The organism is Aeromonas sobria (genome assembly GCF_050266975.1).
Lineage (GTDB): Bacteria > Pseudomonadota > Gammaproteobacteria > Enterobacterales > Aeromonadaceae > Aeromonas > Aeromonas sobria_B.
Genome location: NZ_JBKISU010000001.1, coordinates 147,056 through 160,551, shown reverse-complemented (window position 1 = coordinate 160,551; position 13,496 = coordinate 147,056). Strand labels below are relative to the sequence as shown.

The 13,496-nt window shown below is 64.8% G+C and carries 10 protein-coding genes; 4 read left to right on the top strand and 6 right to left on the bottom strand.

All coding sequences use genetic code 11. From position 1 onward, the window contains the following. Positions 1-40: 40 nt before the first annotated feature. Together ptsI and crr are read left to right on the top strand one after the other, a co-directional pair. A complete protein-coding gene (gene ptsI / locus ACLHZ1_RS00745; protein ID WP_408797595.1) occupies positions 41-1,768 on the top strand; it encodes a phosphoenolpyruvate-protein phosphotransferase PtsI in 1,728 nt (575 codons plus the stop codon). Between the two features lie 43 nt (positions 1,769-1,811). Further along, positions 1,812-2,321, top strand: coding sequence for a PTS glucose transporter subunit IIA (gene crr / locus ACLHZ1_RS00740; RefSeq protein WP_041999928.1), 510 nt, complete (start codon positions 1,812-1,814; stop codon positions 2,319-2,321). A 160-nt stretch (positions 2,322-2,481) separates the two neighbouring features. Here crr and ACLHZ1_RS00735 read toward each other — a convergent pair whose 3' ends face one another. From ACLHZ1_RS00735 to ACLHZ1_RS00725, 3 genes are all read right to left on the bottom strand, one after another. Then, a complete protein-coding gene (locus tag ACLHZ1_RS00735) occupies positions 2,482-6,240 on the bottom strand; it encodes an AAA family ATPase (RefSeq protein WP_427260543.1) in 3,759 nt (1,252 codons plus the stop codon). Further along, a complete protein-coding gene (locus ACLHZ1_RS00730; RefSeq protein WP_427260542.1) occupies positions 6,237-7,463 on the bottom strand; it encodes an exonuclease SbcCD subunit D C-terminal domain-containing protein in 1,227 nt (408 codons plus the stop codon). The genes ACLHZ1_RS00735 and ACLHZ1_RS00730 overlap by 4 nt, the downstream gene beginning before the upstream one ends. Before the next feature lie 89 nt (positions 7,464-7,552). After that, positions 7,553-7,981: a GNAT family N-acetyltransferase gene (locus ACLHZ1_RS00725; protein ID WP_408772181.1), complete on the bottom strand. Its 429-nt coding sequence runs from the start codon at positions 7,979-7,981 to the stop codon at positions 7,553-7,555. Between the two features lie 181 nt (positions 7,982-8,162). Here ACLHZ1_RS00725 and rdgC point away from each other — a divergent pair, with 181 nt between their 5' ends. After that, the gene (gene rdgC, locus ACLHZ1_RS00720; protein ID WP_408797589.1) at positions 8,163-9,074 is read left to right on the top strand and encodes a recombination-associated protein RdgC; all 912 of its coding nucleotides are present in this window, start codon (positions 8,163-8,165) and stop codon (positions 9,072-9,074) included. Between the two features lie 68 nt (positions 9,075-9,142). On the opposite strand, the gene ACLHZ1_RS00715 is transcribed toward rdgC, so the two are convergent. Next, positions 9,143-9,739 carry a GDSL-type esterase/lipase family protein gene (locus ACLHZ1_RS00715; protein WP_408797587.1) on the bottom strand — a complete coding sequence of 199 codons (597 nt, stop codon included), beginning with the start codon at positions 9,737-9,739 and terminating at the stop codon, positions 9,143-9,145. Positions 9,740-9,873: 134 nt separating this feature from the next. On the opposite strand from ACLHZ1_RS00715, the gene ggt reads away from it, so the two are divergent. After that, the gene (gene ggt, locus ACLHZ1_RS00710) at positions 9,874-11,655 is read left to right on the top strand and encodes a gamma-glutamyltransferase (protein ID WP_427260541.1); all 1,782 of its coding nucleotides are present in this window, start codon (positions 9,874-9,876) and stop codon (positions 11,653-11,655) included. Positions 11,656-11,717: 62 nt separating this feature from the next. On the opposite strand, the gene ACLHZ1_RS00705 is transcribed toward ggt, so the two are convergent. Next, a complete protein-coding gene (locus ACLHZ1_RS00705) occupies positions 11,718-11,942 on the bottom strand; it encodes a hypothetical protein (protein ID WP_427260540.1) in 225 nt (74 codons plus the stop codon). Between the two features lie 77 nt (positions 11,943-12,019). After that, complete coding sequence (locus tag ACLHZ1_RS00700) at positions 12,020-13,321, bottom strand: sigma 54-interacting transcriptional regulator (protein ID WP_427260539.1); 1,302 nt, start codon at positions 13,319-13,321, stop codon at positions 12,020-12,022. Positions 13,322-13,496 lie beyond the last annotated feature (175 nt).

Below are 13,496 nucleotides of genomic sequence, written 5' to 3'. Positions count from 1 at the left end.
CTTTAACTCCTCCCCCACAGTCGTTTTAATAGGAAGGATTATGATATCTGGCATTCTTGCGTCCCCCGGTATCGCATTCGGTAAGGCGCTTCTTCTGAAAGAAGATGAAATCGTTATCAATCAGGGCAAGATTCCTGCCGAACAGATTGACGCCGAGATCAACCGCTTCCTCGAAGCGCGCACCAAGTCAGCCGCCCAGCTGGAAGCCATCAAAGAGATGGCCGGTCGCACCTTCGGTGAGGAAAAAGAGGCCATCTTCGAAGGCCACATCATGCTGCTCGAAGATGAGGAGCTGGAAGGGGATATCAGATCCTTCATCAAGGACAACAAGGCCTCCGCTGACAAGGCCATCTATGAGGTCATCGAGCAATACGCCAAGATGATGGCCGACCTGGATGATCCCTATCTGCGGGAGCGCGCCACCGATTTTCGTGATATCGGCACCCGTCTGGTGAAGAACGCGCTGGGCATCGCAGTGGTCAACCTGAGCACCATCGACGAAGAAGTCATCCTGGTCGCCAACGACCTGACTCCGTCCGAGACCGCTCAGATCAACCTGAAATACGTGCTGGGTTTCGTCACCGACATCGGTGGCCGTACCTCTCACACCTCCATCATGGCCCGCTCCCTGGAGCTGCCGGCCATCGTGGGCACCAACGACATCACTCGCCGCGTCAACAATGGCGACCTGCTGTTGCTCGATGCGATCAACAACCAGGTCGTCATCAATCCGAGCCCCGAACAGCTGGCCAAGTTCAAGGAACACCAGGCCCAGTTCCAGGCCGAGAAAGACGAGCTGGCCAAGCTCAAGGATCTGCCCGCCATCACCCTCGATGGCCATCAGGTCGAAGTGTGCGCCAACATAGGTACCGTCAAGGATACCGAGGGTGCCATCCGCAATGGCGCCGAAGGCGTGGGTCTGTACCGTACCGAGTTCCTGTTCATGGACCGCGATGCGCTGCCGACCGAAGACGAGCAGTTCAAGGCCTACAAAGAAGTGGCAGAAGCCATGCCGGATCAACCGATCATCGTCCGCACCATGGACATCGGTGGCGACAAAGAACTGCCCTACATGAACTTCCCGAAAGAGATGAACCCCTTCCTGGGCTGGCGTGCCGTGCGTATTTTCTTCGATCGCGAAGACATCATGCACGCCCAGCTGAAGGCCATCCTGCGTGCCTCCGCCTTCGGCAAGCTGCGCATCATGTTCCCGATGATCATCTCCGTCGAAGAGTTCCGCAGCCTCAAGGCCACGGTGGAGCAGCTCAAGGCTGAACTGCGCGCCGAAGGTAAAGCCTTTGATGAATCCATCGAAGTGGGTATCATGATCGAGACCCCGGCCGCTGCCGTGATGGCTCATCATCTGGCCAAGGAAGTGGATTTCTTCAGTATCGGTACCAATGACCTGACCCAGTACACCCTGGCGGTCGACCGTGGTAACGAGATGATTTCCGCCATGTACAACCCGCTGTCACCCTCCGTCCTGACCCTGATCAAGATGGTGATCGATGCGTCCCATGCCGAAGGCAAGTGGACCGGCATGTGTGGTGAACTGGCAGGTGACGAACGCGCCACCCTGTTGCTGCTGGGCATGGGTCTGGATGAATTCTCCATGAGCGCCATCTCTGTGCCGCGCATCAAGAAACTCATTCGCAACACCAACTTCGAAGATGTGAAGGCCATGGCCGAGCAAGCATTGAGCTATGCCACCGCCGCCGAAATCGAAGCCTGTGTAGATAACTTTATAAAGCAGAAAGCAGTCTGCTAAGATCGGCTGCAAACAGCGACAATCATCTTTAGGAGCTTTTACTATGGGTCTGTTCGATAAACTGAAGAAGCTAGTTTCCGATGACAGCTCTGACACCGGCGGCATCGAAATCTTTGCCCCCCTGTCTGGCGAAATCGTCCCCATCGAAGATGTGCCTGACGTGGTATTCGCCGAGAAGATCGTGGGTGATGGCATCGCCATCAAGCCGGCTGGCAACAAGATGGTCGCTCCGTGCGACGGCACCATCGGCAAGATCTTCGAGACCAACCACGCATTCTCGCTGGAATCTGACACTGGCATCGAGCTGTTCGTTCACTTCGGTATCGACACCGTCGAACTGAAAGGCGAGGGCTTCACCCGTATCGCTCAGGAAGGCCAACAGGTCAAGAAAGGCGACACCATCATCGAGTTCGATCTGGCCCTGCTGGAAGAGAAAGCCAAGTCTACCCTGACCCCGGTTGTCATCTCCAACATGGATGAGATCAAGGAGCTGATCAAGATGACCGGCGCCGTGACCGTGGGTGAAACCCCGGTGATCCGCATCAAGAAATAAGGCGCCCCTGGCCCTGCGTCAGTGACCGCAATAAAAAAACCGAAGCCTGGCGCTTCGGTTTTTTTATAGGCAGCCCATGCTTGTCCACCGCACGCCCTCCCTTGTACTCAACAAAAAGGCCCCGATCATCGGGGCCTCCTGCCATGGGCGACGCATTCGTTCAGGGCATGACCACACGGCTCTCGCCGCCGCCTAAGGCCTCCACCCTCACCTGCACGCCGATGCGCTCCACCAGGGTCTGGACGTGGGAGATGACACCGATCTGGCGGCCGGCCGCCTGCAGGGAGTCGAGGCTCGCAAGCGCCAGATCCAGGCTGTCGGGATCCAGGGTACCGAAGCCCTCGTCGATAAAGAGCGACTCCACCTGGGTCTGGCGCGACGAGAGGCTGGAGAGGGCCAGCGCCAGCGCCAGCGACACCAGGAAGCTCTCGCCACCAGAGAGAGAGTCCACCGAGCGCACCTCGTCCCCCATGTCCAGATCCACCACCTGCAGCGCCAGATCGGTGCCGGGCACCCGCTCCAGTCGATAGCGCGGCGACAGCTCGCCGAGCTGGGCATTGGCCTCCAACAATAGACGTTCCAGGGTGAGACTCTGGGCGAAGGTGCGCAGCTTGGCGCCGCTGGCCGAGCCGATGAGATCACTGAGCCGCTGCCAGTGATCCGCCACCCCTTGCTGGGCGACCAGCGCCACCTGCAGGCTGCCCGCCTTCTGCGCCGCCGCCTCGGCCTGAGCCAGGGTGCTCTTGCACTGGAACAGCTGCTCGTCGAGCTCGCGGCAGCGGGCCTCGCAGCCCGCCAGTTCCTCGGCGAGGGCCTCGGCCGTGAGGGCAGCCTGCGCCTCATGATGCACCCGATAGTGCGCCAGCTTGGCCTCCTCCTGGGCCTGCGCCCGCTGGCGTTCGGTCAGCCGGGTGCGGGCCTCGGCCAGGGCATCGTCCAGCGCCTGCAGGGCGGTGCGGCGAGCCCTGAGTGCTTCGGGCGTGATGGCCAGCAGGCGACGCAGATCGTACTCGGCTATCCCGAGCGCCGTGACGTGCGCCGCCCAGCGCGCCAGCGCCTCGCGCCGCCCCTGGCGGCTCCTCTCCCGCTCCTGCTCAAGATGAGTCAAACGGGCCTTTAGCTCGCTGTGACGCTCCCTCGCCGTGGCCAGGGCAGCCACCGCCTCCTCGTGCTGGCTGGCGGCCAGCTGCAGCCGCTGCTGCCACTCCTGTTCGACCTGGGCGACGGTGCGTCCTCCCAGGCAGGCCTCCCGGCTGGCCAGCAGCCCCTGGCGCTGCTGCTCGGCCTCCTTGTACTCCTGCTCGAGTCGTTGCAGCTGCGCGCTCTGGCTCTGCACCCGCGCCTCCTGGGCGCTCAAGGCGGGCGTCAGGCTGGCAAGCTCGTTGCCAAGCAGCTCCCACTCACTCTGCCCGCGCAGATAGTCTTCGCAGATCTGCTGCCACTCCTGCCACTGCCGGCTGCCGAGCCACTGGTGCCGGGACTCTGCCCCCATCTGCTCATCGAGGCGAGCCTCCCCCTGTGCCAGGCGCTGGCGCAGGGTCGCCTCCTGTTCGGCCAGCGCCTTGAGCTCGCCCTCCCAGGCTATCTGCTGGCGCTCGGCCTCCTGCCACTGCTGCTCGAACTGCTGCTGACGGGCGGCCAACTCGCTCAGCTGGGCCCGCAGCGCCACCAAGGCCTGCTGCCCCTGCTGGGCCTGCTGCAGTTGCCGTGCGCCGACAGCCAGCGCCTGCTCCAGCGCCTCCCCTTGCGCCACCAGCTGTGCCAGCAGGCCGCTCCACTGTGCCGGCGTCTGGCACAGGAGCAGCCCCTGATCCAGCAGGCTCTCCCCCCCCAGCTGCGACCAGCGCAGGCTCAGCTGCTCGGATCTGGCCTCCAGTTCGGGAAGATGCTGCTGGCGAACGGCCAGCTGGCGCCCCAGTTCGGCCCGCTCCCCCTCCCCTTGAATGTGTTGATGAGAGAGCCGCTCCCACTCCAGATCCAGCTGGCTGACCCGCTCGGCCAGCTGAGTCAGGATGCCGGCCACCTGGGGTTGATGCCGGGTGTAGGGATGCGCCTCGGCGCCGCAGAGCGGGCACGGACTCCCCTCCTGAAGCTCGTGGCGATACTGCGCCAGGCTGGCCACGGCCCGGGCCTGCTCCAGGGCATGGCGCGCCTCGCTCCGCTGAAGTCCAAGGCGCTCGAGCGCCGGGACCAGCGCCTCATGCTGCTCGGTGAGCCGGGCAAGGTGCTGGGCAAGCTGCGTCATCTCCTGCTGCAACCGCGCCTGCTGCTCGCCGTGGTTGCGGCCCGCCTGGGCCAGCTCAAGGAGTTGACCCAGGCGAGCGAGCTGCTCCGTCCTGGTCTGGCGCTGCTCCTGCGCCCTGGCGACCTCGGTGTCCCACTCCTGGGCTTGCAGCTCGTCATGCCGCTGTTGCAGGCGGACGCGGGCCTGTTGCAAGGCGTCGCGCTCCTGCCGCCCCTGGGCCAGCTGGCTGGTGAGATCCCGCAGGGCCTGGCCCTTGTGCTCGCGGCTTTGCAGCACCCGTTGCAACAGCTCCCTGTCTGCCGCCCAGTCCTGCATGGCCGCCAGCAAGGGCTGCCACTGACGCGCCAGCGGGGCCAGAGCCTTGTGCTGCTCGAGCCAGAGTGCCCACTGCTGGCGGCGCGCCGTCAGTGCCGCCACCTTGTCTGCCTGCTGCCGCCATGCCTGTTGCAGCGTCAGTTGCGCCGTGCGGGCCTGCGCCCCTTGCTGCTGGATCTCCTGCCGCTGCTGGCTCTTCTCCTCGAGCCGGGTATCGAGTTCCTGGGCCCGTTTGAGTTCGGGTTGCAGGGCCCCCCACTCGCGCTCGGCGGCTATCTTGTCCGCCAGCCGCTGCTGCTCGGTCAGCTCGGCCCGCTGCCGGGCCTGCTCCCCCTGCTCGAGCTCGGGGCCCAGCTGGCCTATCAGCTGATCTTGCTGCTGCAGCGCCAGGGTGAGGCGGGCCAGCTCATCGTGGTCGGCGCGGGCCACCTGGGCCTGCTCGGCGCGGGCGAACGCCTCCCGCTCGGGGGCGGCTTCGTCATGGGCGGCCTCGGCGGCGGCCAGCGCCGCCTCCCCCTCCCGGCAGGCCTGCTGCTGGGCGGCAATCCGTTCGTTGAGATCCCGCAGTGCCTGCAACAGCTGACGCTGCTGCTGCTCCTGCTTGAGGCGGGTGGCGAGGCTTATCTGCTGGGCCGCCCACTGCTCACGGGTCGCCTCGTCCATCAGCGCCACATCGCCGAGGCGCTGCTGGAGGGCAGAGAGTGCCTGCTGCTCCGCTCGGACGCGCTCATGGGTCTGGATGGAGATGGCGGAGTAGAGCTCGGTGCCGGTCATGCGCTCCAGCAGGGCGGACCGCTCGTCGGCGCTCGACTTGAGGAAGGCGGCAAACTCCCCTTGGGGCAGGATGACGGCGCGGCGAAACTGCTCCCAGGAGAGCCCCACCAGCTCGTCGATGCGCTCTTGCAGCTCCCGCTTGCTGCCACTGAACACCTGGCCGGACTCAACGTCGGTCAGGCTGCGCTCCTGGGGCTGAAAGCGCCCCTCGGCGCGATTGCGGGCGCGGCGCACCGCCCAGCGGGCCAGATAGACGCGGCCATCGCAGCCGCGAAACTGCACCTCGGCACAGCCGCTGGCGTGGCCGCGACTGAGGATGTTTCTAACATCATTTGCTGTTAATTTTTCTTTTTCGTCTTCATCCGCTCGACCAATTTTTTCGACATTCTGACGCATTCCTATCAAACGCGGCATCCTGTCATAGAGCGCCAGACAGATGGCGTCGAGCAGGGTGCTCTTGCCGGCGCCGGTATTGCCGGTGATGGCAAACAGGCCGGCCGCCCCCAGCGCCCCCTTGGCAAAATCGATAGCAAAGGGGCCGGTCAGGCTGGCCAGATTCTCCCCTGACAGCGACAAGATTTTCATGAGTTGGCCTCCTTCACCTGCTCCAGGATCTCTTCAAACGAGGCCAGCAACGCGGCCTCCGGCTCCCCCTCGAACTGGCGCTGATAGCAGAGCCGGAACACCTCGGTGGGGGGAAGTTCATCCAGCCTGCGCCGCGCGCGGCCATCGGCCAGCCCCTGGCCCGAGCCCTGATAGCTGGTGGTGATGCGGGCCAGGCGCACCGGTTTGCCCGCCATGGCCGCCAGGATGCGCTCGCGGATGCGCGCCTCGGGTTTGGGCAAGCGCAGCCGCACCTCGAGGAAGGGCTGGGCCTCCTGGGGGCGGTCTGGCAGTTCGAGCGACTCGATGGTGGCCAGCGCCTCGTCGAGGCCGCTCTGGGGCAGGCGGATCATCTCCACCGCGCGGGGCACCAGGATCCGCTCAAGCCTGGCCTGCTTGCCCCCCTCAAACGTCACCTCCAGCACCTGATGGTTGTAGTTCGCCTCGGCCAGGGACAGGGGCAGCGGCGAGCCGCTGTAGTGCACCCCCTCGGTCGGGCTCTGGGCCAGGTGCAGGTGGCCCAGCGCCGTGTAGTCGGCGGCGGCAAACAGCTCGTCAGGCAGGGCATGCTGGTTGCCGCCGAGCACCCGTCGCTCGGAGAGCTCGGAGAGCTGGCCCGCAGCCAGGTAGGCGTGACCCATGGCGATCAGGGCCTGGCCGGGCTCGCAGCGCGCACGTCCCTCGGCCAGCACCGCCTCATACACCTGGCGCACCCCTTCGATCAGCCGATCCTGTCCCTCCTCGAGCCCTTCCGGGCGCAGGTCGCTGCTGCGCAAAAACGGCACGGCGGCGCACCAGGCAGCCACCTCGCCATCCTTGCCCCGCAGCGGCACCAGCAGACGGTCGGTCTCGAGGCGCCCCTCGTCATCGCGGCTGATGCTGCCCACCAGATGCAGGTCGAAGGCGCGCAGCAGCTCGTGGGGGGCATCCAGCTTGGAGGGGGAGTCGTGGTTGCCGCCGATGAGCACCATGTCCAGGGCGGGATGCTCGGCGCGCAGCCGCGCCAGAAAACGGTAGAGCTGCTGCCAGGCGCTGGCGGGGGGATTGGCGGTATCGAACAGATCCCCTGCTACCAGCAGGGCGTCTATCTGGCGCGCCTTGATGATGTCGGTCAACCAGTCGAGGAAGGCATCGTGTTCGAAGCGGCGATCGTGGCCATGAAGTTGGTGGCCCAGATGCCAGTCGGCGGTATGGAGGATTTTCATTGGATCGGGACTCGGTCGCGGGGTGCCATGGGCGAATGTCGTCAACATGGTGCCTGAGCCCGCGCCTTTCAAGCAAGGGCGGGAGGGATTCAGGCGCCGAACCAGTGCATCCGGTACTGGCCGTGGCCGGTCAGGGGATCCTGCGTCTCGCCATCTATGATGAAGCCGTGCTGACGATAGAAGCGTACCGCAGGTTCATTCTCGGTGAAGACCCTGGCATGGAGGCTGCGGGCCTCCCCTTTGGCCGCCTGGAGCAGGGCATGGCCTACCCCCTGGCCCTGACGCTCGGGACGCACGAACAGGGCGGCCAGGTAGTCGTCGACCAGGGCGATGAAGCCTTGCAGCTCGCCACCCTCCTCATGGACCCAGATCCTGGCCTGCTCGAGGTAACGGGTGCGCAGCTCCTCCTGAGCCTTCCACCAGACCGAGGCATCGACGAAATCATGGGACTGCAATGACGCCAACAACCAGATCTCGACGATGCCATCCATATCCTCTGCCCGACTCGCTCTGAGCATACTTTCATCCTTATCCCTGACTCGCCTGCTGGCAGTCTAGGAGACTTTTTCCCCGCTTCTGCGTCGATCCCTCATGGCCTGTGAGCCGCATCCGATTTTTTTCCCGGGAGTGATTGGTCGATCACAAAGCGCCGCTTTGCAGTACAATGCCCGCCGGACAATTTTTACGACCGAGGACGCCATGTGGTTTAAGAACCTGCAGATTTATCGCTTTACCCGCCCCTTCGACCTGACCGTCGACCAGCTGGAGCCCCAGCTCGAGGCCTGCGCCTTCACCCCGTGCGGCAGTCAGGACATCTCCCGGTTCGGGTGGGTCAAGCCGCTGGGCAAATTCGGTTCGACCCTGACCCACAGCGCGGCGGGTCACATCCTCATCTGCGCCCGCAAGGAAGAGAAGATGCTGCCGGGCACAGTGGTCAAGGAGATGCTGGCGGAGAAGGTGGAAGCGATCGAATTCGAGCAGGGCCGCGCCCTCAAGAAGAAGGAGAAGGAGGCGCTGAAGGAGGAGATCATGCACACCCTGCTGCCCCGCGCCTTCAGCCGCACCAGCCAGACCTTCGCCTGGATCAACCCCGCCGACAACCTGCTGGTGGTGGACGCAGGCTCCGCCAAGAAGGCGGACGATCTGCTGGCCCTGCTGCGCAAGAGCATAGGCTCACTGCCCGTGGTGCCGGTGGCCCTCAAGAACCCGCCCGAGATCACCATGACCGAATGGCTCAACGAGGGCAACCTGCCCGCAGCCTTCACCCTGGAGGACGAGGCCGAGCTGCGCAGCGCCATGGAGCACGGCGGCATCATCCGCTGCAAGCAGCAGGATCTGATGAGCGACGAGATCAAGAATCACCTGGCCAACGACAAGCTGGTGACCAAGCTGGCCCTGAACTGGGGCGAGACCCTGAGCTTCGTGCTGGGGGATGACCTCTCCATCAAGCGCCTCAAGTTCAGCGAAGAGCTGCGCGAGCAGAACGACGACGTCACCAGCGAGGATCCCGCCGCCCGTCTGGACGCCGACTTCGCCCTGGTGACCGCCGAGCTGGCCCAGTTCATCCCGGCGCTGTTTGCCGCCCTGGGTGGGGAAGAGCAGAGCCTCTGAGTCGCCCCCTGCCTGTCAAAAAAACCGCCTCGGCGGTTTTTTTTGATCCCGGGCGACGAGCCTGCACCTCAGAGCGCGCCGCGGGCCTGCAGCAGGCGATGCAACCGCTCGGCCAGGGCGCGGTACCCCTCGCCATTGAGGTGCACCGCATCGGACTTGAGCGCCGGGCTGCGCAGCAGCTCCCCGATGCTGTCGTTGTCCAGCACCAGTCCGTACTCTTGTGCCAGCTCCTCGTAGAGGGGGGCGCCATCGGCAAACAGGGACTTGCGGGGCACGGCCACCAGCAACACCTGGGCACCGCTGCCCTGCGCCGCCGCTATCATGGCGGCAAGATTGGCCTTGAGGGCCGCCTCCCCCGTGCCGCGCAAGATATCGTTGCCCCCTTCCAGCAAGATGACCAGGGCGGGTCTGTGCTGGGCCAGCAGCCCGGGCAGGCGGGCCCTGCCCGCCTGGCTCAGCTCCCCCGATACCCCGCCATTGATGACGGGGTGGCCGCTCAGGCTCGCCAGTACCCTGGGGTAGCTCTGGGCCGGAGGGGCGCCGCGCCCCTCGGTCAGGCTGTCACCGAAGGCCAGTATGGTCTCCCCCGCCGCCAGGGGTCTGAACCCTGGTTCGCCACAGGCGACCAGCAGCAGGCAGAGTGCCCCTATCACGCCACTTCTCATCCTCTTCCTCCCCCCACGGGCCATGCCGTCATTGATAGTTTTGTAAGCATTTGAGTATAAAGGCAATCTTTCAATCAGGTTTCAACTGTGCCACATTCGTTATCCCCGTAGAGAAAACAGACAAGGAGAGTGTCATGTCCCTCAAACCCCTCAGCCTGCTGGTTGCCTTCGGCCTGCTCGCCGGCTGCGCCCCTCGGGATGCCTTCCATTATGCCCCGCCGCCCCAGACCCTGATCGCCCCCGAGGCCGCCAGTGGCTGGACCGACAAGCAGGGCTGGCAAGGCAGTGCCTTCATGGTGGCCGCCGCCAACCCGCTGGCGGTGGATGCCGGCTATCAGGTGATCAAGGCGGGCGGCTCCGCGGTGGATGCCGCCATCGCGGTGCAGCTGGTGCTGACCCTGGTGGAGCCGCAATCTTCCGGCATCGGCGGTGGCTCCCTCATGCTGGTATGGGATGGCAAACGGGTGGCGGCCGTGGATGGCCGGGAGACGGCGCCCGCCGCCGCGACAGATCAGCTGTTCATGCGAGATGGCAAGCCGATGGCCTTCTACGACGGTGTGGTGGGCGGGCGCTCCGTGGGGGTCCCCGGCACGGTGCGCGCCCTGGCCCTGGCTCATCAGCGCTATGGCAAGCTGCCCTGGGCCAGTCTGTTCGCACCCGCCATCACTCTGGCGGAGCAAGGGTTCGTGATAAGCCCCCGCCTCGCCACCCTGCTGGCCAAGGAGCCCTATCTCGCCAAGGACCCGGACGCCCGCGCCTACTTCTACCAGGCGGATGGCACCCCCAAGGCGGCGGGCACCCTACTCACCAACCCGGCCCTGGCCAGGGTGCTGCGTACCCTGGCAAGCGAGGGGGCCGACGCCTTCTACCGCGGCCCCCTGGCCGAGGCCATGGTCACCAAGGTGCGCGCCCACCCGGTCAATCCCGGGGTGCTGGCGGCGACGGATCTGGCCGGTTACAGCGCCAAGTTGCGCGATGGCCTCTGCTTTGACTATCGCCAGAGCGAGGTGTGCGGCTTCCCGACCCCCTCCTCCGGCACCCTGGCCCTCGGCCAGATCTTCGGCATGCTGGAGAGCCGCGACATGGCGGCCCTCAAACCCGTGCGGGGCGCCGATGGCAGGCTCAGCGCCAGTCCGGAGGCCATCCACCTCTACAGCGAGGCGGCACGGCTCGCCTTCGCCGATCGCAACCAGTATGTGGCGGACATGGACTTCGTCAGCGTGCCGGTGGCCGGCATGCTGGATAAAGGCTACCTGGCGCAGCGGGCACGCCTCATCGGGCAGACCTCCATGGGCACCGCCAAACCTGGCACACCTCCCATGGCCATCGCCCGTGGCAAGGACGCCACCCCCGAGCTGCCCTCCACCAGCCATGTCTCCATCGTCGACCGCCAGGGCATGGCGGTCTCCATGACCAGCTCCATCGAGGATGGCTTCGGTTCACGGCTGATGGTCAACGGCTACCTGCTCAACAACGAGTTGACCGACTTCTCCTTCACCTCGGTGGATGCCGCCGGCTTGCCGGTGGCAAACCGGGTGGAGCCGGGCAAGCGGCCACGCTCCTCCATGTCCCCCCTGCTGGTGTTTGACAAGGCAAGTGGCGAGCTCGAGATGAGCCTGGGATCCCCGGGGGGCTCGGCCATCATCAACTATGTGGGCAAGGCCCTGCTCGGCACCCAGGATTGGGGCCTGAACCTGCAAGAGGCCATCAACCTGCCCAACTTCGGCAGCCGCAACGGCCCCACCGAACTGGAGCAGGGGCGCACCCCTGCCTTCGTGGTCGATGCCTTGAAAGCCAGGGGGCACGAGGTGGTGTTGAACGAACAGACCTCGGGGCTGCAGGGAGTCGAGCGCAATGCCCAGGGCTGGTTTGGCGCCGCCGATCCGCGCCGGGAAGGCATCGCCAAGGGGGAGTGATCCCGGCTCCCCCGCCATGGATCCTCTCATGGCGGGGGAAGCGGTGAAACCGAAGAGGATGATCAGAAACGGGGCAGGCTCACGGTCAGTTGAGCCTGCCCCGTTGCGCTGGCCTGTTGCCACTGCTGGCGCTCTATCCGCTCCAGTCGTGCCGCCTGGGTCTGGGATGTCTGGGCGGGGGCCACGGGCCAGCTGGGCAGCGGCCACCAGGGCAGGGTCAGCAGCAGGGAGAACAGGGTTGCAAGATACCAGGCCATGGGGCGCTCCAGCACTGTGGGTTGTCTCACTCTCGATGGCCTATTCTCCCCCTCACCCATGACGGCGATGTGACAGCGCCCATCCTCCCTCTGCCCATCCAGTGCCGCTAGTGCAGGTCGTGCTTGTCCAGCAGGCGATAGAGGGTCGCCCTGGAAATGGCGAGCTGACGGGCCACCTCTTCCAGCCGATCGGGAAAACGGGCCAGGGTCTGCAGCAGGGCCTGGCGCTCCGCAGCCTCGCGCACCGCCTTGAGCGAGCCGTCAAACAACAGGGATGCCGAGTTGGACAACTCCAGATCCTCAGCCTCGATGCAGGGCCCCGCACACATGACAGCGGCCCGCTGCACCCGATTGCGCAGCTCGCGCACATTGCCGGGCCAGCCATAGGCCTGCATGGCCTGACGTGCCTGGTGGGAAAAGGTCAGGGGTCTGCTGCCCCGCACTTCGGCCAGGATCTCGTTGGCCAGCAGTTGCACATCATCCCGCCTGTCTCGCAGGGCCGGGGTGCGCAGCCGTACCACATTGAGCCGGTAGTAGAGATCCTCGCGAAAACGCCCCTGTGCAACCGCCTGCTCCACGTCGATATTGGTCGCGGCCACCACCCTGACATCCACGCTGCGCGACGTATGGCTGCCAACCATCTCGATGCACTGCTCCTGCAGGAAGCGCAGCAGGGTGACCTGGTCTTCCAGCGGCAACTCGCCAATTTCATCGAGAAACAGGGTGCCGCCATCGGCCGCTTCGATCTTGCCGATCTTGTGGGTCTGGGCCCCGGTAAAGGCACCTTTCACATGACCAAACAATTCTGACTGGATCAGCTGGTGCGGCATGGCCCCACAGTTGACGGCCACGAAGGGCGCTTCCTCCCCGAAGGTGCCGTAGTGCAGCTCCCGGGCCACCAACTCCTTGCCGGTACCGCTGGGCCCCGTCACCAGCACGGGGAGACGACAATGCTGCAGTCGCATCATCTGTGCCCTGAGCTGGACGATGGGCTCGCTTTGTCCCTGAATGAGCCGCATCTTGCCAGACAAGGCACAGCGGTGATCCCCGATCAGGCGCGCCATCCCCAGGGCATGCCCCAGGCTATGGCAGAGACGATCGGCATCGAGAGGGAAGGTATGGAAATCATGGAAGCAGGCGGCAAGCAGGTTGCGCAACGCCTCATTGGCCAGCTGATCTCGCTCGACCAACCCTATCCAAAGCCGATTGGGGTGCAGGGCGATGAGCGCGCGCAGGGCGTCATTTTGAACGGGATCTATCACCACCAGCACCAGAGGGTAATCCCCATGGCGCAGCTTCTCTTCTGCCACCACCAAGGTGCGCGCCTGAGATAAACGCCACTCTCCCCGCGCAAGCAGAGGCGGCAGGTCTGCACATGGATTGATGACCAGCAATGCTTCTTCCGGCATGTTGAGCTCTCCTGTCGTCCGTGCCGATTACGCCGCAGACCAACGACTCCTTGTCATCGGCAAGCGACAGAGAATGAAACAAAATCGATATCAAACGGCACCGTATTCATGAGCTAATGACGGGATAACTATAACCCATCCCAGATATAGACTAATGACACAACACCAATGAGAC